At 72.1% G+C, this 18,995-nt stretch carries 21 protein-coding genes; 4 read left to right on the top strand and 17 right to left on the bottom strand.

Annotation, left to right across the window (positions count from 1 at the left end; translation table 11 throughout):
* Genes holA through leuS form a run of 3 tightly spaced genes read right to left on the bottom strand, consistent with a single transcriptional unit; the run spans position 1 to position 4,280 of the window.
* The gene (holA, locus tag KSF81_RS02550; protein WP_217377600.1) at positions 1 to 1,014 is read right to left on the bottom strand and encodes a DNA polymerase III subunit delta; all 1,014 of its coding nucleotides are present in this window, start codon (positions 1,012 to 1,014) and stop codon (positions 1 to 3) included.
* A gap of 3 nt (positions 1,015 to 1,017) precedes the next feature.
* Positions 1,018 to 1,584, bottom strand: a complete 567-nt coding sequence (gene lptE / locus KSF81_RS02545; protein ID WP_217377599.1) for an LPS assembly lipoprotein LptE — start codon at positions 1,582 to 1,584, stop codon at positions 1,018 to 1,020.
* Positions 1,585 to 1,616: 32 nt separating this feature from the next.
* Positions 1,617 to 4,280 (bottom strand): leucine--tRNA ligase, encoded by a 2,664-nt coding sequence (leuS, locus tag KSF81_RS02540; RefSeq protein ID WP_217377598.1) that lies wholly within the window; start codon positions 4,278 to 4,280, stop codon positions 1,617 to 1,619.
* Between the two features lie 209 nt (positions 4,281 to 4,489).
* Here leuS and KSF81_RS02535 point away from each other — a divergent pair, with 209 nt between their 5' ends.
* The gene (locus KSF81_RS02535) at positions 4,490 to 4,912 is read left to right on the top strand and encodes a DUF1489 domain-containing protein (protein ID WP_309139451.1); all 423 of its coding nucleotides are present in this window, start codon (positions 4,490 to 4,492) and stop codon (positions 4,910 to 4,912) included.
* 130 nt (positions 4,913 to 5,042) lie between these two features.
* On the opposite strand, the gene KSF81_RS02530 is transcribed toward KSF81_RS02535, so the two are convergent.
* The 6 genes from KSF81_RS02530 to KSF81_RS02505 all read right to left on the bottom strand — a co-directional run bounded on the left by KSF81_RS02530 (position 5,043) and on the right by KSF81_RS02505 (position 9,715).
* Positions 5,043 to 5,369 (bottom strand): hypothetical protein, encoded by a 327-nt coding sequence (locus KSF81_RS02530; RefSeq protein WP_217377596.1) that lies wholly within the window; start codon positions 5,367 to 5,369, stop codon positions 5,043 to 5,045.
* A complete protein-coding gene (locus KSF81_RS02525; RefSeq protein ID WP_217377595.1) occupies positions 5,356 to 6,093 on the bottom strand; it encodes an AzlC family ABC transporter permease in 738 nt (245 codons plus the stop codon). The genes KSF81_RS02530 and KSF81_RS02525 overlap by 14 nt, the downstream gene beginning before the upstream one ends.
* A 362-nt stretch (positions 6,094 to 6,455) precedes the next feature.
* Positions 6,456 to 6,641 (bottom strand): hypothetical protein, encoded by a 186-nt coding sequence (locus KSF81_RS02520; protein WP_217377594.1) that lies wholly within the window; start codon positions 6,639 to 6,641, stop codon positions 6,456 to 6,458.
* Between the two features lie 130 nt (positions 6,642 to 6,771).
* A complete protein-coding gene (locus KSF81_RS02515; protein ID WP_217377593.1) occupies positions 6,772 to 7,311 on the bottom strand; it encodes a DUF3576 domain-containing protein in 540 nt (179 codons plus the stop codon).
* A gap of 125 nt (positions 7,312 to 7,436) precedes the next feature.
* Complete coding sequence (locus KSF81_RS02510) at positions 7,437 to 8,825, bottom strand: porin (protein ID WP_217377592.1); 1,389 nt, start codon at positions 8,823 to 8,825, stop codon at positions 7,437 to 7,439.
* Positions 8,826 to 9,010: 185 nt separating this feature from the next.
* Positions 9,011 to 9,715: a thiamine phosphate synthase gene (locus tag KSF81_RS02505; protein ID WP_217377591.1), complete on the bottom strand. Its 705-nt coding sequence runs from the start codon at positions 9,713 to 9,715 to the stop codon at positions 9,011 to 9,013.
* Between the two features lie 119 nt (positions 9,716 to 9,834).
* Between KSF81_RS02505 and KSF81_RS02500 the strand changes: the two genes are divergently transcribed.
* Complete coding sequence (locus KSF81_RS02500) at positions 9,835 to 10,515, top strand: YggS family pyridoxal phosphate-dependent enzyme (protein WP_217377590.1); 681 nt, start codon at positions 9,835 to 9,837, stop codon at positions 10,513 to 10,515.
* A gap of 65 nt (positions 10,516 to 10,580) precedes the next feature.
* On the opposite strand, the gene KSF81_RS02495 is transcribed toward KSF81_RS02500, so the two are convergent.
* On the bottom strand, positions 10,581 to 11,090 hold the full coding sequence (locus tag KSF81_RS02495) for a L,D-transpeptidase (protein WP_217377589.1): 510 nt from the start codon (positions 11,088 to 11,090) through the stop codon (positions 10,581 to 10,583).
* Positions 11,091 to 11,100: 10 nt separating this feature from the next.
* Positions 11,101 to 12,174, bottom strand: a complete 1,074-nt coding sequence (locus tag KSF81_RS02490; protein WP_309139450.1) for a GTP cyclohydrolase II — start codon at positions 12,172 to 12,174, stop codon at positions 11,101 to 11,103.
* Between the two features lie 384 nt (positions 12,175 to 12,558).
* Here KSF81_RS02490 and KSF81_RS02485 point away from each other — a divergent pair, with 384 nt between their 5' ends.
* Positions 12,559 to 13,275, top strand: coding sequence for a response regulator transcription factor (locus KSF81_RS02485; protein WP_217377588.1), 717 nt, complete (start codon positions 12,559 to 12,561; stop codon positions 13,273 to 13,275).
* A gap of 26 nt (positions 13,276 to 13,301) precedes the next feature.
* On the opposite strand, the gene KSF81_RS02480 is transcribed toward KSF81_RS02485, so the two are convergent.
* The 5 genes from KSF81_RS02480 to KSF81_RS02460 all read right to left on the bottom strand — a co-directional run bounded on the left by KSF81_RS02480 (position 13,302) and on the right by KSF81_RS02460 (position 17,056).
* Positions 13,302 to 13,898 carry a malonic semialdehyde reductase gene (locus KSF81_RS02480; RefSeq protein ID WP_217377587.1) on the bottom strand — a complete coding sequence of 199 codons (597 nt, stop codon included), beginning with the start codon at positions 13,896 to 13,898 and terminating at the stop codon, positions 13,302 to 13,304.
* Between the two features lie 197 nt (positions 13,899 to 14,095).
* Entirely contained in the window at positions 14,096 to 14,668 is a 573-nt protein-coding gene (locus tag KSF81_RS02475) for a NifU family protein (protein ID WP_217377586.1), read from the bottom strand.
* 110 nt (positions 14,669 to 14,778) lie between these two features.
* Positions 14,779 to 15,294, bottom strand: a complete 516-nt coding sequence (locus tag KSF81_RS02470) for a universal stress protein (protein WP_217377585.1) — start codon at positions 15,292 to 15,294, stop codon at positions 14,779 to 14,781.
* Positions 15,294 to 16,022, bottom strand: a complete 729-nt coding sequence (locus tag KSF81_RS02465; protein ID WP_217377584.1) for a TIGR02186 family protein — start codon at positions 16,020 to 16,022, stop codon at positions 15,294 to 15,296. The genes KSF81_RS02470 and KSF81_RS02465 overlap by 1 nt, the downstream gene beginning before the upstream one ends.
* A 125-nt stretch (positions 16,023 to 16,147) precedes the next feature.
* The gene (locus KSF81_RS02460) at positions 16,148 to 17,056 is read right to left on the bottom strand and encodes a sulfite exporter TauE/SafE family protein (RefSeq protein WP_217377583.1); all 909 of its coding nucleotides are present in this window, start codon (positions 17,054 to 17,056) and stop codon (positions 16,148 to 16,150) included.
* Positions 17,057 to 17,365: 309 nt separating this feature from the next.
* On the opposite strand from KSF81_RS02460, the gene KSF81_RS02455 reads away from it, so the two are divergent.
* The gene (locus tag KSF81_RS02455; RefSeq protein ID WP_309139449.1) at positions 17,366 to 18,220 is read left to right on the top strand and encodes a hypothetical protein; all 855 of its coding nucleotides are present in this window, start codon (positions 17,366 to 17,368) and stop codon (positions 18,218 to 18,220) included.
* A gap of 30 nt (positions 18,221 to 18,250) precedes the next feature.
* Here the strand turns inward: KSF81_RS02455 and KSF81_RS02450 are convergent, their stop codons facing one another.
* Complete coding sequence (locus KSF81_RS02450) at positions 18,251 to 18,934, bottom strand: methyltransferase domain-containing protein (RefSeq protein ID WP_309139691.1); 684 nt, start codon at positions 18,932 to 18,934, stop codon at positions 18,251 to 18,253.
* Positions 18,935 to 18,995: the final 61 nt, after the last annotated feature.

The following is an 18,995-nucleotide window of genomic DNA, read 5'->3' as shown; positions in this document are numbered from 1 at the left end:
TCAGCGCCGCGCGGCGGCCTGCCGTGCCAGGCCGAGCACCGCGTTCCGCGCCACCGTCACACTGGGCAGGCCGGTGGTCTTGGTCCGCCGCTCCGCCTCCAGCAGCGCCGCTCCGGCCGTCTCCAGCGCCTCCGGCCGCCAGAGGCGCAGCGCGCGTTCGAAGCCTGGCTTGTGGCGGAAGAAGACCGGCGGGCGGAGCCCTTCCAGCGCCGCGCTGGCCGCCGCGCCGCCGGCCACTGCCAGGGCCGCAAGATGCAGCCGCTGCACATGGCGGAGCGCCGCCCGCACCACCTGCACCGCATTGGCGCCCTCGGCAAAGGCGGTATCGAGCGCCCGGTCGGCGGTGCCGACCTCGCCCGACATGGCCGCCATCAGCGCTTCCTCCAGGTCGAGGGCGGAGCCCTCCGCCACGCAGGCCACCGCATCCTCCGGCGTCACCCTGCCGCCGGCACCGACATAGAGCGCCAGCTTCTCCAACTCCCGCCGCAGCAGCATGCGATCCTCGCCGAGGCGCTGCGCCAGCCAGTCCAGCGCCGCCGGCTCGGCCGAGACGCCAAGCTCCCCCAGGATGCGGCCGATCGAGCCCGCCAGTTCCGGCCCGCGTTCGCGGTAGCAGGCAATCACCGCGGCATTGGGTGCCGGCTCCAGCAGGGCGCGCAGCTTGGAACGGGAGGCGAGTTCCGGCGCCTCCAGCACCACCAGCCCGGGGCCGGGGCCGGCCAGGGCCGCCTTGGCCGAAACGGTGAAGCCATCCCCGGTATCCCGCACCCGCACCAGGCAGCGGCCGCCGGTGAGCGGCGGGCTGGCCGCCTCAGCCGCCAGCAGCCCGGCGTCGCGCCAGGCATCACGGGGCACCTCCACCAGGCGCAAGGCATCGCCCGCGGTGACGGTGCGCACCAAGGCCTCCGCCCTTTCGCGGATCAGCCCGGGGTCGTCGCCATGCAGCAACACCACGCGGGTCTGGCCGGGATCGGTGAGGAAGGCGCCGACCCGCCGGGCATCCAGCTTCGCCATGGCTCAGGCCGGGCGGCTTTCCTTCCGCCGCCGCAGCTCCAAGGCTACGCGGCGGTAGATTTCCTCGGAAAGCTGTTCCACCAAGCGGGCTTCCATCGCATCCCGCGCGGAATCGGCCGCAAAGAATTGCAGGTCGGGGATATTGAAGGAATCGATGACCCGGGTGGGAATGCTGGAGGCGGCCACGGGCTGCGGCGGCACGGACAGGGTGGTCAGGGTCCAATTGCCGCTTGCGGTGTAGCGAAGCCGGGTGATGGCACCGTCGCGCCGATAGCCCAGCGCCTCCGCCCCATAGCTGATCCCGACCACCAAGTTGTAGCGCGCTGCCGTGCCGGGCGCGCTGCCCTCGAAGCGACGTTGCAGCTCGCGCCGCAGCAACTGGCCCGAGCGTTCGCCGATATTGGCGACGCGCACCGCCGCGAGCTCCTCGCGGAGATCGGATGCGCTGCCATCCGCCTCCGTTACCGGCGCATAGAGAGGCCGGAAGCCGCAGCCCGAAAACCCCAGCAGCCCGGCCAGGCCAAGCAGCCGGCGGCGCGAGGAAATTCCGGTGAAACCTGGATTATCCACCAAATATTTCCTGTTCATGCTCGGGGCCCGAACTAGACCACGAAATTGACGACACGGCCCGGGACATGGATGCGCTTCCGGATGGGGCGGCCGGCAATGGCGCGCTGCACATTCTCCTCCGCCTCCGCCTGGGCGAAGATGGTCGCTGCATCCGCATCCACCGGCACCTCGATCGTGCCGCGCAGCTTGCCCAGCACCTGCACGGCAAGCGTCAGCGTCTCGGCCCGCAGCAGCGCCGGGTTGGCCTCCAGCCAGGGCAGTTCCGCCACCAGCGCCGTCTCGCCGGGGCGAAGCAGCGACCACAGCTCCTCCGCCAGATGCGGCATCATCGGGCTGGCGAGGCGGGCAATGGCCTCCAGCGCCTCGCGCCGGGCGGCGCCGATGCCAGGGTCCGTCGCGCCCTCGGCCTCGGCGATGGCATTGGCGAATTCATGGATGCGGGCGACGCCGACATTGAAGGCGAAGCTCTCCAGCGCCTCGGTGATCGCGGCGATGGTGTGGTGCGTCGCCTGGCGCAGCTTGCGGGCGGCGCCCTCGGCGGCCCCGGCATCGGCGCCGGGCGGCGGCAGGCCGGGTAGCGCCGCGGCGGTCAGGCGGAACAGCCGCTGGGTGAAGCGATAGGCGCCGGCGACGCCGCTTTCCGTCCACTCCATGTCCCGCTCCGGCGGATTGTCGGAGAGGATGAACCAGCGCGCCGTATCCGCGCCGTAGCGGTCGATGATGGAGCCGGGATCGACCGTGTTGCGCTTCGACTTCGACATCGCCTCGACACGGCCGACCGTCACGGGCTGGCTGGTGCCACGCAGCACCGCACCGCCATCGGGCTGCCGCTCGATCTCTTCCGGATAGAGCCAGGTGCCGTCCGGGGCCTTGTAGCTCTCATGCGTGACCATGCCCTGGGTGAAGAGCCCGGCGAAGGGCTCGCCCGCCGAGACATGGCCGGTATCGCGCATCGCGCGGGTGAAGAAGCGGCTGTAGAGCAGGTGCAGGATCGCATGCTCAATGCCGCCGATATACTGGTCCACCGGCAGCCAGGCATCGACCGCGGCGCGCGTCACCGGCTCCTCCGCATGCGGGCTGCAGAAGCGGGCGAAATACCAGGAACTGTCGACGAAGGTGTCGAAGGTGTCGGTCTCGCGGCGCGCGGGCTTGCCACAGGCCGGGCAGTCCACATGCTTCCAGGTCGGGTGGTGGTCGAGCGGATTGCCGGGGCGGGAGAAATCCACATCCTCCGGCAGCTTCACCGGCAACTGCCCGGCCGGCACCGGCTGCACGCCGCAGGCTTCGCAATGGATCACCGGAATCGGGCAGCCCCAGTAGCGCTGGCGGGAGACGCCCCAGTCGCGCAGCCGCCAATTCACCACGCCGGTGCCGATGCCCCGCGCCTCCAGCGCCTCGATCGCGGCGCGCTTGGCCGGGCCGGTCGGCAGCCCGTTCAGGAAGCCGGAATTGATGATGGTGCCGTCATCCGTATAGGCGGTGTCGCCGATCGCGAAGCTGGCCGCATCGGCGCCCGGCGGCAGCACCACGGGCACCACGCCGAGCCCGTATTGACGGGCGAATTCCAGGTCGCGCTCGTCATGGCCGGGGCAGCCGAAGATGGCGCCGGTGCCGTATTCCATGAGCACGAAATTGGCGATCCAGACCGGGAAGCTCGCGCCCTCGATGAAGGGATGCGCGACGCGGAAGCCGGTGTCGTAGCCGCGCTTCTCCGCCTGCTCGATGGTGGCCTCGCTGGTGCCCATGCGGCGGCATTCCGCGACGAAACCCGCCGCCTTCGCATCGCGCGCCGCGGCGGCGGCAGCCAGCGGATGCTCGGCGGCCACCGCCAGGAAGCTCATGCCGAACAGGGTGTCGGGCCGGGTGGTGAAGACCTCCACCTCATGGATGCCCGGCGCCGGTGCCTCGGCCAGGTCGCCCACCGGCTCGGTCAGCTTGAAGCGCACCCGCGCGCCCTCGCTGCGGCCGATCCAATTGGCCTGCATGGTCTTCACGCGGTCCGGCCAGCGGTCCAGCGAGCCCAGCGCCTCCAGCAGGTCGGGTGCGTATTTCGTGATGGCGAAGAACCACTGGCTGAGCTGCTTCTTCTCCACCAGCGCGCCGCTGCGCCAGCCGCGGCCATCGATCACCTGCTCATTGGCGAGCACCGTGCCATCCACCGGGTCCCAGTTGACCCAGCTTTCCTTCCGCTCGACCAGCCCGGCCTTGAGGAAGTCGAGGAAGAGCTTCTGCTGCCTTCCGTAATACTCGACATCGCAGGTGGCGAATTCCCGCGCCCAGTCGAGCGAGAGGCCCATGCGCTTCAGCTCGGCGCGCATGGCGGCGATATTGTCGTAGGTCCATTTCCCCGGATGGATGCCGCGCTCCCGCGCCGCATTCTCCGCCGGCAGGCCGAAGGCGTCCCAGCCCATCGGGTGCATCACCAGATGCCCGCGCGCCCGCTTGTAGCGGGCCACCACATCGCCGAGCGTGTAGTTGCGGACATGCCCCATATGGATCTTGCCCGAGGGGTAGGGAAACATTTCCAGCACGTAGTATTTGGGCTGGCTGCCATCCGGCACGTCCGGCACGGCGAAGCAGCCGCGCCGCTCCCATTCCGCCTGCCAGCGCGGCTCGGCCTGCTTGAAGTCGTGGCGGATGTCCTGACGCGCGTCGGGATGCGTCTCGGGGCGGGCGTTGGTATTGGCGTCGTTCATGGCTGCCGGTGATTTGCCTGAGGTCAAGGGAATAGGCCGCCCTCGTCCCCGAGGGAAGGGCGGCCATGCGCGTCAGCGATCCCGCTCCGGCCCATGCCCGGGCGTGCCGCTGCATTGTGCCGCAGCCTGTCGGCCGGCGGCCGCCACGGTCAAGCAACGGCGCCGGAATGGGCCTTGCGGCGCGGCGCCATGGGGATACATCCCGGGGCGTGCTGCATCTCATCAAGCTCTCGGTCGGCCCCAAGGATGTCGGGCAGTTGCAGGCCATTCAGGCGCGCCGCGCGGTGGCCGACCCACCGCTGCGCCACCAGACCCGCAGCTTTCCGCGCCGGGCGGCGGAGATCCTGGCCGGCGGCTCCATCTACTGGGTGGTGGCGGGTTTCGTGCAGGTGCGTCAGCGTATCCTCGACATCCGCGAGGAAGCCTGGAACGACGGCACCTCATGCGCCGGGCTGGTGCTGGACCCGGCGCTGGTGCCGGTGGCGGCGCGGCAGATGAAGCCCTTCCAGGGCTGGCGCTACCTGGCCGCCGAGGCGGCGCCGCCGGATGTGGCGGAGGGTGCCGAGGCACGCGGGGCGGAGGCGCTGCCGGAAGCGCTGCGGCGGGAGTTGCGGAACCTCGGCCTGCTGTAGAGCGCCGGCGGGGCTTTGCCGCGACAGGCTACAGCGGCGTGCCGAACCATCAATTCGGCACGCCGCTGTAGCCTGTTGCTTGTAGAGCAGATTCACGCCTCCGGGCGGTTCCGCCCTGCGGCGATCTGCTCTATCCCCCAAGCACCGCCCGCACCCCGAGCAGCGCCGCCAACCCCGCCCCCAGCGCCGGCAGCAGCCGCCCGCGCAACGCCGCGAAGGCCAGCAGCCCGGCCGCCAGCCCGGCCAGCCGCGCCGGCAGCGGCACCGTCGCCGCGAGCCCGCCCGGCACCGCGATGGCCAATGCCACGAACCCCGCCAGCACCGCCTGGGACACCGCGCTGGCCCAGAGGATGAAGGGGTGATCCGGCCGCAGCGCGCCGGCCACCAGCAGCCCCGCCGCCCGCAACGCCAGCATCGCCAGCGCCGTCAGCAGCAGCGCGAGGTCAGCCTCGGCCACGCTGCCTGGCGCCCATCTGGCCGATCAGGAAGGCCGCGGTGCCGCCCAGCACCCCCGTGGCCAGCAGCCCCCAGGCCGGTGGCAGCAGCAGGGCCAGCGGAGCGGCCAGGATGCCGGCCAGGATGGCGCGGCGCGGCGCCACCGCGCGCAGTTCGGCGGCCAGCAGCAGGGCGAAGTAGAGCGGGTTGGCGAAGAGCAGCGCCGCCAGCAGCCCCCGGTCCAGCAGCGGCGCCAGCAGGTGCCCGGCCACCGTGGCCAGCCCCGCCCCGCCCCAGGACACCAGCGCGAAGCCAAGGAACCAGGGCAGCCGCGCCGGCGGCGCCAGGGCGGGCAGCACCCGCATGGCCGCCGCCCAGGGGGTGATGGCGATGAAGGGCAGCGCCAGCCAGCGGCGCCACCCCTCCGGCCGGCCGTCGAGCCAGGGCGCCAGCGCCACCGCCATTGGCAGGAAGCGGGCATTGGCGGCAGTGGCCCCCAGCACCGCCGGGGCGATGCCGCCAGCCGCAACGCCAGGGGCGGCAAAGGCCAGCAGCACAAGCTGCCCCGCCATGCCATAGACCAGCAGCGAGGCGCCGAGCGCCCAGCCGAGGCCGAGCCCGGCCTCCCGCACCGCCGCGCCGAAGGCGAGGAAGGTGGCGCCCATGGCGATGGCCGGGGCGCCGAAGGCGACGGCGGCACCCGGGCGGAGCGCGGTAAGGAAAGGCGGTGGGGCAGGCGGGGACATGCGGATGCCGCATCCTGGCACGGCGGGGCCGCCGCGGCACCGCCCTGTTCCGGGGCCGGCCGGCGGCGTGGTGCCTGGGCGTGGCGGGTGCGCCGTGCCGGTCCCTCGGCGCCTTCCGCGCGAGCGGGGATGGCCTGGCGGCCCAGGAACCAGCCCTGTTCCGCCTGGATGGGCCTGGAGCAGACGGCACTCCCCTGGACTCAGGCAGGCGCCGCAATGGGCTCGCGAGGGCAAGGAGCCAGGGCGGGCGACGCGTTCCCTGGAGCATGATGCGTTCACCTTCGTTCACGCATCATGCTCCAGGCCTTTGTTTGATCGCGTGATTCACGCTTTTCGGTGCGAGCACCTCAAGCGATCACGCTCTAATAGCCCATGCCGGAGGAGGCCGGGGCGGCGCCGGTATCCAGCGGGTCGAAGGCCGCCACCGGGGCATTGGCCTGACTACAGCCCGCACTGCCCGGGACGCAGGCAGCGGCCCGCGGCGACGGAGTTGGGGCGCAGCCGGCCGCCAGCAGCAACAGGGCGAGGAACGGAATTGGCCTGGACATCAGCAACCCTCCCTCCCGGCTTGAGTCCGCTCTTGCGGGTCTTGGCGCCGAAGTGCCTGCCCTTTGTCCGCACTCAATAACGCGCGGCGAAACGGATCGCCACCAAGGACCGGGCTGCAGCCCGCAGCCGTCAGCGGGAGGCCGACTGGCTCCGCAATTCCCGGGCGCGGGCGAGGACCTTGTCCTCCATCTCGGAGTTGGTGGCGGCGGAGACCGGGCTGTCCACCCATTGGCCGGTCCGGTCCTGGGTCTGGCGGAAGACCTGCACCCGGACGCCGTCGGAGCGGAGCTGGCGGCCCATCACATAGGCCTGGGCGCGGAAGCGCTCCCCCTGCGCGCCGGGCGGGGCGTACCAGTCGGTGATGATGGTGCCGCCGAAGGGGTCGGCCGAGGCGAGCGGCATGAAGGAGAGCGTGTCCAGCGTGGCGCGCCAGAGATAGGCATTGACGCTGAGGCCGGCACCGCCGCCGGTGGCCGCGGCCTCCCGCGCCTCGCGTTCCTTGTCCACGCCGAAGATGACGATGCCGGCGCTGGTGCCGAGCGGCCGCTGGCGCACCGCGCCACGGCGGTAGTCGCCATATTCGTCGTTCTGGACCATGCGCTGGTTGTCGCCGCCACAGGCGGCAAGGACCGGCAGGAGAAGGCCGAGGGTCAAGAGGATGGGCTTCATGGTGGCCGCACGATTGGGGCAAGTGCAGCCCCGGATCAAGCGGGAAATGGCCCGATCGGGGCGCGGCATGAAAAAGGGCGGCGGGTTGCCCCGCCGCCCCCCTTCAGGCTGCCGATCCCAAGGGATCAGAAGGCCAGCCGGGTGCCCACCAGGAACACATTGGCCCGCAGCTTGTCCTGCACGCCGTTGTTGGCCTGGCCATCGAGATCCACGCCATTCTCGTGGATCACGTGGCGGACATATTCGGCCACCAGGTCGAGGCCGGGCGCCAGGCGGTAGTTGGCGCCGATGCCGTAGCCGTAGCGGCGCTGGCCACGCGGAGTGGAGTTGGTGTTCTGCGAGAGGACACCGGTCGTGGTGTTGAAGGCGCTGCCCGCGGTGCCGGCAACGGTCTGGAAGAAGCCGTTCGCACCGATGCTGAACGGACCCGCGGTATAGGAGCCGCCCAGGAAGATCTGGGACATGTCCTGCTCGCCGCGGATGGTGGGGATGTAGAAGTAGCTGGTATTGCCCCACTTGTAGTTGGCGCCCAGGGTGAACCCATAGGCGGTGGCCTGCAGGCCCGCTTCCCAGATCTGCGGGTTGCGGAGCGTCTGGAACTGGGTGCCGGTCACGGTGATGTCGCGCACCGCGGAGGCGCCCATGTAGCCGAAGCTGGCTGCCAGGCCGACGCCGGCCAGGTTGCCGCGCCAGCGGGCCATCAGCTGGTACTCGTTGCGGCGGCCGGGCAGGTTGGTCGTCGCGCGGCCGAAGCTGGTCACGCCTTGGGAGGCATAGGCGCGGTCGCAGAAGGGACCGGCGAGGCTGCTCACGCAACCCGTATCGGCGCCCTCGCCCTCGTTCAGCGCGAAGGAGCCGCCGAAGTCGAAGCCGAAGAACTGTGGCGACAGGTAGATGATCTTGGTGTTGTCACCCATCTCGCCGGGCGAGGTCGTGGTGCGGTTCGGCCGGATCACGAAATCCTGCCAGTCGCCGTAGATGCCGCCGGTGCCGAAGTTGGTCACGTAACCGGCGTTCATCAGGCCGCCGACCGGGCCATCCTCGTCGCCGAAGCGGATCTGGCCGAAGGTCGGCGAGGCGATGAAGGCATAGGCCTCATCGATGTCCGCGCCGGTCTTGGACGGATAGGACCGGCGGGCGGTCCGGGCGGTGGCCTCGTTGTTGTCGAACTGGATCTCGACCACGGCGCCATAGGTGAGGCCGTTCGCCGTCTTGCCGTTCACGAAGACGTGAATCTCGGCATCGGTCGAGAAGTCGTGCTGGCTGTTCCGGGCGGACTGGGCCGTCGAGGTGCCGGTGGCACCGATGCCGGCATCGCCGACCTGGGCCGGCTGGACCACGGTGCCCTGCGGCGTCAAGCCGGTGACGTTCTGGCCGGTCTGCTGCGTGTAGCCGTAGTAGGCGCGGAAATAACCGCCAACGCGGACAGTCGGGGCTTCCTGTGCCGCGGCCATGGTCGGGGCCAGCAGCGCAGCGCCGACCACCGCGGTGGTGCCCAGCAGAATCTTGCGCATTGATATCCTCCTCACGCGCCGGGCGAGCCCGGCTGTTCCCTCGACCCGCCTGCACCCCCCGTGCGGAACACCGTTCCGCCAGGAGGCTGCCCCCCAAACACCGACAAATGCCGATGCACAGGCGCACCCGGGCCTGGGCGGACTATGGGGCAGCGGAACAATCCACGGCAACCGGCCTCTTGGCCCTACCGCGACATCCCTGAAACACTGTGGCTGGTCTGCCACAGCCGCCGTGGCGCGCCGGCCAGGGCCCCGATTGCCGCGAAGCCCGCCGCCCAGCGTGGCAGCCGCCCGGCATTCGCCCCCGTCACCCCGCCCAGCGCCACCACCGGCCGCCCCGCCCGCCGCGCCAGCGCCGCCCAGGCCAGCAGGCCGAGCGCCGGCGCGCCGGGATGGCTGGCGGTGGGGAAGACCGGCGACAGGATCACCGCATCGGCGCCGAGCCGCCGGGCGCGCGCCAGCCCGGCCCGGCCATGCGCCGCCACGGTGAGCAGCAGCCCACCCGGCCGCGCCCGGCGGGCCAGCAGGAAGGGCGCCAGCCCCGCCGTGCCGTGCCGGTCCGGCACATGCAGCCCGGCCCGCAAGCCTCGGCCCAGCCGCAGCGCCGCCCGCCCGTCGCCGGCCACCAGCAGGACCAGGCGCCGCCGCCGCGCCAGCGCCGCCAGCCCGGCCAGCACCGCCGGCGCCAGCCCGCGCGCCACCACCGCCGCGCCGGGCGGCAGCCGGGCCGCCGCGGCGCGCGGATCGGGCAGCCGCAGCCTGTCGCTGAACAGGAACAGCCGCGGCAGCACCCGCCCCTGGGTTTGTCCTTGGGCCTGGCTCCCGGCGGGGCCGGGCCGGAGGCGCCGGGACGCCGCCGCAAGCCCGGCCTGCCCCGGCTCACCGGCCATGCGGGCTGCCGCTGGCATGGCCATCCGGTCGCTCCAGGTGATTCCGCAGGGCGCGATACTGCCCTAGTGTCCTGCCCGCTTCCTTCGCTGGATCACCAGGCCACCAGGCTCCGCATCGCATGTCGAACCAGGACACCATCGCCACGAATCTCGCCCGCATCCGGGACAGGATCGCCGAGGCCGCCGCCCGCGCCAACCGGCCGGCCGGGTCGGTCACGCTCGTCGCCGTCTCCAAGACGCATGGGCCGGAGGCGGTGGCGGCCGCGCTGGCCGCCGGGCAGGCGGTCTTCGGGGAGAACCGGGTGCAGGAGGCGGCGGGGAAATTCCCCGCCTTGCAGGCCGCCCACCCGGCGCTCCGCCTGCGCCTGATCGGCGCCTTGCAGACCAACAAGGCGCGGGAGGCGGTGCGCCTCGCCGATGTCATCGAAAGCCTGGACCGCCCCCGCCTGGCCCTGGCCCTGGCCGCGGCGATGGCGCAGGAGGGCCGCCGGCCCGGCCTGCTGGTGCAGGTGAATACCGGGGAGGAGCCGCAGAAATCCGGCATCCCCCGCGCCGCCGCGGCGGATTTCCTGCGCGCCTGCCGGGAGGAGCACGGGTTGCCCGTGCAGGGGCTGATGTGCATCCCGCCGGTGGACCAGGACCCGGTGCCGCATTTCCGCTTCCTGGCGGAGCTTGCGGCGCGGCAGGGGCTGGCCGTGCTCAGCATGGGCATGAGCGCGGATTTCGAGGCGGCCATCGCCTGCGGCGCCACCCATGTCCGGGTGGGCTCCGCGATCTTCGGCGCGCGCGGGCAGGGCTGATCGGCCCGGTCGTCTGGAGGCGAAGCCGGAGGGCGTGAACCGGCCCGCAGGATACAAGCGGCCGTTCACCCGGCCGGGAGCACCTCGATGGCGGTCAGGCCAGCGGCCAGCAACGCGCGGAGGTCGCGCTCCGGCAGCGCGATGCAGCCCTCGGTGGGGGCGTAGTCCGGCCGGGCGAGGTGCAGGAAGATGGCGCTGCCGCGGCTCCGCACCACCGGCCGGTCGTTCCAGCCCAGCACTCCGACCAGGTCATAGAGCGCATCCTCCCGCCACAGCACCTCATGCCGGGCCGGGTGGGGCAGGCGGATCTGGCGGTTGTAGTCGGGATGGGCCGGGTCGTCGCACCAGCCATCGCCGGGGGCGATCGGCTCCGCCGGCATCAGGCAGGCGGGGGCCGCCACTCGGTCGGCGCGGTAGAGCAGGCGGCGGAGCGGCAGCCGCCCGGCGGGCGTGGCGCCGTCGCCCTCCTGCTTCTCCACCCGCACCCCGCCGCGGCCGAGGGCGCAGCGCCAAGTCTGGCCGGCGAAGCGGAGCAGCCCGTCCGGCGTCACCAGGGCCAGGCCGGGTTCGGTCATCGCCGCTGCCTCATGCCAGCAGGTGCCCGAAGCGCCTGGCCTTAGTCTCCAGATAATGGTCGTTAACACCGTTCGGCGCGAAGGCATGCGCTTCCCGCCCCTCCACCTCGATGCCGCAGGCGGCCAGCGCCGCCAGCTTGTCCGGGTTGTTGGTCAGCAGCCGGACCCGGCGGATGCCGAGCTGGTCGAGCATGGTGGCGGCGACCAGGAAGTTGCGCTCATCGGCGCCCCAGCCCAGCGCCCGGTTGGCGTCCAGCGTATCGAGCCCGATATCCTGCAGGGCATAGGCGCGCAGCTTGTTCACCAGGCCGATGCCGCGCCCCTCCTGCGCCAGGTAGAGCAGCACGCCGCCCTCCTCGGCCGCCATGCGCCGGATGGCGCCGCGCAATTGCGGCCCGCAATCGCAGCGGAGCGAGCCGAGCAGGTCGCCGGTGAAGCATTCCGAATGCATCCGGACGAGCGGCGCGCCGCCCCGCGCCGCCAGCGCCTCCGGCTGGCCGACCAGGATCGCCAGGTGCTCGATCCCGCCATCGGCGGCGCGGAAGGCCTGGATGCGGGCATCCGGCGCATCCTCCAGCGGCACCGCGGCCTCCGCCACGCGGCGGAGCGAGGTCGCGGCGGCGGCGGGATAGGCCAGCACATCCGCCGCTTCCACCACCAGCAGGCTTGGCATTGGCAGGCCTGGCCGCGGCGCTTCCCTCGCGGGGGCGGCGACCAGGGCGGGGAGCAGCCGGCCGAGCTTGGCCAGAGCCACCGCCGCGGCGGCAAGCGGCGGCGCCGGCAGCCGTTCGATCTTTCCGGGCTCGGGCAGCAGGCGTTCGGCGGTGGGATCGGCCAGGCTGCGCAGCACGGCGGGGTCAAGCAGCGCCGGCGGCAGGCGGAGCGCCACCGCCTCCGCCTCCTCCGTGCCGGGCGGCGTCAGGGCCCGGAGGGCCGGGGGCAGGGCCAGCGCGGCGGCTCGGGCGCGGGCCAGCAGCAGCAGGGGCGGTGCCTTGGCGATGGCGGCCAGCTCCGCCAGGCCACGCGCCCCGACCGCCTCGGCGGCCGCCAACACGAGAAGGTGATCGCCGCCCCGGAGCAGCACGGGCGTTCCGCGCCGGAGATCCGCCGCCGCGCGATGCACGGCACGCAGCGCCAGCGTGGCGGCATCGGGCAGGGGTGAAGGCGGGAGCGGCTGCGGGGCAAGGGGGGGCGGGCATGCTCATTTTAATTCTGGGTTCCTCGGGGCTGCATGGCGCACCGTGAATGTGGCGCCGCAAGGGCGCGTGACAGCAGGGCCGCCAGCATAAACCCGGTATTATGTCGCACTTGCGATGACTCGTCGCGAAATGGCATCAATAGCATGGCACCCTGCCTTAGCTTCGCCATCGAATGTGGCTAGGCAACCTGCCGGTAGCGTTCTGTGGCCCTTGCATCTATGGGGGCCATATATCTTTGGCTTGAGCATCCTTGCAGACTGGGAGATGGCATGGCCGGGCCGCGCCCCTTGCTGATCGTCGACGATGACGCCGCCCTGCGGCAGACCCTTGCCGAGCAGCTTTCGCTCGATGGGGAGTTCGCGCCCGCCGAGGCGGAGAACGCCACCGAGGCGGAGCAACTGCTGACCGCGGCGGAGGCGCGCTTCGACGCGGTCCTGCTCGATATCGGCCTGCCCGATGGCGACGGGCGGGAGCTCTGCGCGCGGCTGCGCAAGCAGGGCCTCAAGATTCCCATCATCATGCTGACCGGCGCCGATGCCGAGCAGGACGTGGTGCGCGGCCTCGATGCCGGCGCCAACGACTACATCGCCAAGCCCTTCCGGCTGAACGAGCTGCTGGCGCGGCTGCGCGCCCAGCTCCGGGTCTTCGACAACTCCGAGGACGCGGTCTTCACCATCGGGCCCTACATGTTCCGCCCCTCCGCCAAGCTGCTGCTGGAGCCGGCCCGCAACCGCAAGATCCGGCTGACCGAGAAGGAAAGCGCGATCCTGAAATACCTCTACCGGGCCGGCGGCAAACCGGTGCCGCGGCAGGTGCTGCTGAACGAGGTCTGGGGCTACAACAGCGCCGTCACCACCCACACGCTGGAAACCCATATCTACCGGCTCCGGCAGAAGATCGAGCCGGACCCGTCCAATGCCCGGCTGCTGCTGACCGAGGGCGGCGGCTACCGCCTCGACCCGAGCGCAGGGCAGGCGGCGGCGTAACCGCCGCCGCCGGGTGGCGGGCCGCGCTATTCCAGCCGGCAGGCCTCGTCGAAGCTGAGGCGCGGGCTGCGGTCGAACAGGCCGGCCGGGTCGCCATAACCGAGATTGACCAGGAAATTGCTGCGCCAACTGGTCCCGGCGAAAAAGGCCGCATCCACCTTGGCATTGTCGAAGCCGCTCATCGGCCCGGTATCGAGGCCGATCGCGCGGGCCGCCAGGATCAGGTAGGCGCCCTGCAGGGTGCCGTTGCGGAAGGCGGTGACCTCGGCCAGCGTCTCGCTGCCGGCGAACCAGGACCGCGCATCGGCATGCGGGAAGAGCCGGGGCAACTGGTCGTAGAAGCGCAGGTCATGGGCGACGATGACCGTCACCGGCGCGATCATGGTCTTTTCCAGGTTGCCGGCCGAAAGCGCCGGCTTCAGCCGCGCCTTGCCCTCCGCCGTGCGGACGAAGACGAAGCGCGCGGGGGAGCCGTTGGCGCTGGTCGGCGCCCATTTCAGCAGGTCGTAGAGCTCCTGCAACTGGGTGTCCGGCACCGGCCGGTCCAGCCACTTGTTCTGGGTGCGGGCGGTGCGGAAGATCTGGTCGAGCGCGCGGTCGTCGAGGGGCTGGTCGCTGGACATGGATGCGGATTCCTCCATCGGGGCCGCACCGATAGCGCGGGCAGGGCGGGTCTGGCCAATGCCGGGGGCGGGATCGCCGCCATCACCTGGGGTGATGGCGGCGCGCGACGCCCGGGGCCGCTGGATCCCGCGGGCCGATTCAGACCTTCGGGCCTTGCGGCCCTCCGGTCATCGGGCCGCTTGGCTCCCGCCGGCCGTCAGGCCTCCACCTGCTCCACCGCCACCACTTCCGGCACGTAATGCCGCAGCATGTTCTCCACCCCATGCTTCAGGGTGGCACGGGAGGAGGGGCAGCCGGAACAGGCGCCCTGGAGGTGCAGCCGCACCACGCCGTCGCGGAAGCCGCGGAAGACGATGTCGCCGCCATCGCCGGCAACGGCCGGGCGGACCCGGGTATCGAGCAGTTCCTTGATCTGCTCGACGATCTCGGCATCGGCGGGGTCGAAATCATCCTCGCCGTCCAGGGCCTCGGCATCCTCCTGGCCTTCCAGGACCGGCAGGCCGGCCATGAAATGCTCCATGATCGCGCCCAGCACCTGCGGCCGCAGGCCCTGCCAATCGGCCTCCTCCGTCTGGGTCACGGTGATGAAATCAGCGCCGAGGAAGACCCGGGCGACGCCGCCAAGGGCGAAGATGCGGGCGGCCAGCGGGCTGCGGGCGGCCAGTTCGGGGCTGGCGAAATCGGCGGTGCCGCTGGCGCCCATCACCTCCCGGCCGGGGAGGAATTTCAGGGTGGCGGGGTTGGGGGTGCCTTCGGTTTCGATGAACATGCGCGGGGTCCCGGAGATGGGGGCGATTACCGGACTGATGTGGTCGGTTTTCCGCCCGCTTGCAAGCCGAGGGGCCCATCCCTGCCGGCCGTTTCGGCGCCGGCCGCGGTTCAGGTCACCCGCTCCAGCTCCTTGTCGTCCAGCGTCCCCGGCACGATCGTCACCGGCACCGTGACGCGCGAGGCATAGCGCCCGGTCAGCGCCGCGATCAGCGGCCCCGGCCCGCCGCCGCCCGAGGCCGCGGAGGCCAGCACCAGGATGGAGATGCGCGGGTCCTCCTCCAGCAACGCCAGCAACTCGTCCCGCCCCTCGCCCTCGCGGATCAGCAGGATGGGGAGGCCGCCGGTGATCTCGTTCACCTGCGCGGCCAGGCCGGAGAGCAGCTTCTCCGCCTCCTCCCGCCGTTCCTCCTGCATCATGACGCCGATCCCGGCCCATTCGGTGATGCCCGTGGGCTCGATCACCCGCAGCAACGCCACCCGGCCGCCACCCTTGCGGGCGCGCAGGCAGGCGTATTTCAGCGCCACCTCGCGCTCCGGGCTGTCATCCACCACCACCAGGAAGACCCGGTCGCGCTTGGCAGGTGCGGCGGCGGCTTCCTCGGTTCGTCCCTCGCCCTCTGGCATCAGCTCCTCCGGAACAGGATGCTGCCGACCCAGCCGGCCAGTGCCGCCAGCAGCACGCAGAGCACACCGTAGACCAGGGGCCGGGTATCCGCGATGGTCGCGATGCGGTCGGCGGTGCCGACCCGGTCCACCCGGAAGCCCATCTCCTCCCGCGCCACGATCCGGCGGGAGCGGACCAGCAGCACCTCCACCCGGTACTCGCCGGTGGGGACGGCGGCCGGCAGCGGCAATTGCACATGGAACAGCCGGCTGCCGCCGATCTCGACCGGCGCGGCATCCTCGAGCCAGAGGCCGGAGGCGGTCTCCAGTTCCAGCACCGCCGCCCGGAAGCCGGGGGCGCGGGCGCCGGTGCTGACCAGCGGCAGGGCGTCCAGCCCCAGCCCATTCTGCTGCCGCACCTCCTCCGGCAGCAATTGCCAGGCGGGGCGGGTGCCGGCGATGGCGTAGAAGCCCGGCACCTGGGCGAAGCGGGCGGCCGGGCCATTCACCCAGATCAGGCCGAGCGCCTTCACCTTGCGCCGGACCACCAGCGGCCGGGTCGGGCCGCGCACCACCACCAGGATCTCGTCGCCGCCCGGGCCGATCGGCGCCTCGGTGGAGCCGAAGACCATCAGCGCGGCGCCGGTGAAGCCGGTGCTGACCTCGACGGCGGTCTGCGACAGGGCAGCGACCAGCGGCACCTCCTGCGCCAGGGCGCGCGGCGCCGCCAGCACCAGCAACGCGAGCAAGGCGAGCAGCCCCGCCGCGGAGCGGCATGAGAGGCCCGCCGCGGAGCGGCATGAGAGCCCCACCGCGGAGCGGCATGACGACCCCGCCGCGGAGCGGCAGGGTAGCCCCGCCGGCCGGCGCAGGCTCACAGCGCCGGCCCGCTGCTGTAGAGATTGGCCGGGGTCCGCAGGAGGCCCCATAGCAGGCTGATCGCCACCGCCAGCACCATCAGGCCAAGCAGCGCCCGGGTTTCCTCGCCACGCAGCCTGGTGCCCATGGCGGCGCCGAATTGCGCGCCCGCCACGCCGCCCAGCAGCAGCAGCATGGTCAGCAGCAGATCGACGCTGCCCAATTGCACCGCCTGCAGCAGGGTCACGTTGGCGGCGACGAAGACCACCTGGAACAGCGAGGTGCCGATCACCACCCCGGTCGGCATGCCGAGCAGGTAGATCATCGCCGGCACCAGCATGAAGCCGCCGCCCACGCCCATCACGGCCGAAAGCACGCCGATGCCGAAGCCGATCAGGGCCGGCGGGATGACCGAGATGTAGAGCCTGGACTTCCTGAACCGGATCTTCAGCGGCAGGCCGTGCATCCAGAAATGCTCGTGCAGCTTGCGCCTCGTGGCGGTGCGGCGGCGCAGGATGGCGCGCACGCTCTCCATCACCATCAGCGCGCCGACGGTGCCGAGCACCACCACATAGAACAGCGACACCGCCAGATCGACCTGGCCGATCCGCCGCAGCAGCGCGAACAACTGCACCCCGGCGACCGAGCCGGCGAAGCCGCCCGCCAGCAGCACCGTGCCCATCCGGGCATCGACATTGCCCCGCCGCCACTGCGCGATCAGGCCGGAGACGCTGGCGCCGAGCGTCTGGTTGGCGCCCGAGGCGACGGCGACCGGGGAGGGGATGCCGATCAGGATCAGCACCGGCGTCAGCAGGAAGCCGCCGCCCACGCCGAACAGGCCCGAGAGCCAGCCCACGGCGAAGCCGATGCCCACCAGCAGCAGGGCATCGACCGACATCTCGGCGATGGGCAGGTAGACCTGCATCGCGGTTTCCAGATCCAGCAGGCCGCAAGGCCAAGGAGAGGCGGGGGACGGAAAGCGGTTTGGACCGGGGGCGATGCGGAAGCAAGCGGCAATCCGCAGTTCCTGGCCGGCGGGGGCCGGGCGCCCGTGTCCCCCGCGCATCCCTGGCGTGGCCCCGGCGCTTTTCGCCCCCTGCGTGCAGGCCCCGGGCGAACTGTCCCTTGCAGCGCGCGTTGCCGGGGCGAGCCAACTGCGGTTCATCAGGAGAGACCACCATGCAGACCCGCGTCACCACGGCCGACACCGTCGTCGGCACTGCCGTGCCGGAAGGTGCGCCCGCCCTTCCCCCACGCGTCTCCTGGGGGGGCCGTCTTCGCCGGCGGCATCGTCGCCATCGCGGTGGGTGTCATGCTGAACGTCCTCGGCGTCGCGATCGGCGTCAGCACGGTGGATGCCACCACCGGGGATACACCCTCCGCCAGCAGCTTCGGCATCGGCGGCGGCATCTGGCTGCTGGTGGCGAACCTGATCGGGCTGGGGGTCGGCGGCTATGTCGCGGCCAGGCTCTCGGGCACCTCGGACGGGACCGACAGTTCGCTGCATGGGCTCGCGGTCTGGGGCATTGCCTTCCTGATCTCGGCCGTGCTGCTCGGGAATGTGATCTCCGGCGCGGCCAGCACGGTGGTGCAGGGTGCCTCCTCCATCCTCGGCGGCGTGGCGCAGGGCGCCGGGCAGGCGGTTTCGGCCGCGGCCGGGCCGGTGGCGCAGCGGCTCGACCCGCAACAACTGGTGGACCGGGCGCAAGCGGCGCTGCGGGCCGGCGGCGACCCCGCGGCGATGACCAGCGACCAGCGCAATGCCGAGATCGCCTCGCTGCTCACCCGGCGGGTGACCAGCGGCAACCTGCCGGCCGGTGACCGGGAGCGGCTGAATGCGCTGGTGGCCGCCGAATACAACCTCTCCCCGCAGGAAGCGCAGACCCGCCTCCAGCAGGTGGAGCAGCAGGCGACCCAGACGGCGCAGCAGGCTGAGCAGGCCGCCCGCCAGGCTGCCGATGCGGCGGCGACGGCGGCGGCGACGGCGGCCTATTGGGCCTTCGCGGCGATGCTGCTAGGCGCGGTGGCGGCGGTGCTCGGCGCCCGCTTCGGCACCCGCACCATGGTGGCGGTCCGCCGCTACGCGTGAGGCACCTCCCCGGGGGCGGCAGGCCCCCGGCTAGCGCGGGGGGAAGGGCCGGTTCGGCACCCGCACCAGGGTGAACAGGCCGAAAGGGGCGCAGGCGGTGATCTCCGCCGCGCTCCGGGGGTCGTGCAGCAGGTCGCCCAGGGCGAAGTCGGGGTGCCAGCCCAGCACGCGCGAGAGCGGCGCCAGGGTGCGTTCCGCCCACCAGCGCAGCCCGCCCTCGGCGGCGAAGTGGTTCACGAAGAGCAGGTCGCCCCCCGGCCGCACCACCCGGCACATCTCCCGCAGCAGGCGGCGGGCATCCGGCACCACGGTGGCTGTGAACATCGCCACCGCGATGTCGAAGCTGCCGTCGCGGAAGGCCATGGCCTCCGCGTCCATCTCCACCAGGCCGGCCACGTTGCGCAGCCGTTGCGACACCACCCGGTCCTGCGCCCGGCGCAGCATGTCGCGCGAGAGGTCGATGCCGACCACCCGCTTCTCCCGCGCATAGCGCGGCAGGGCGAGGCCGGTGCCGACGCCCACCTCCAGCACCCGCGTGCCGGGCAGGGCATTCACCGCCGCGACCGCGCGGTTGCGGCCGGCGGCCGAGACGGCGCCGAATACCCCATCATAGACGCCGGCCCAGCGGCGATAGGCGTCCCGCACCGCTTCGGCATCCAGTGCCGCGCGCGGGTGGCCTTGCCGGACCTCGTGATGCAGCCTGGCCTGACGAATGGGGGTCCCCTCCTGTCCCGGGGTGGATGCGCTAAACCAGCCGGACCGGCAAAGCAAGGCG

Source organism: Siccirubricoccus sp. G192, assembly GCF_019084075.1.
Taxonomy (GTDB): Bacteria; Pseudomonadota; Alphaproteobacteria; order Acetobacterales; family Acetobacteraceae; genus G192.
Note: the sequence above shows the minus strand (reverse complement) of the source record. Positions and strands in the feature narration are given on the sequence as shown.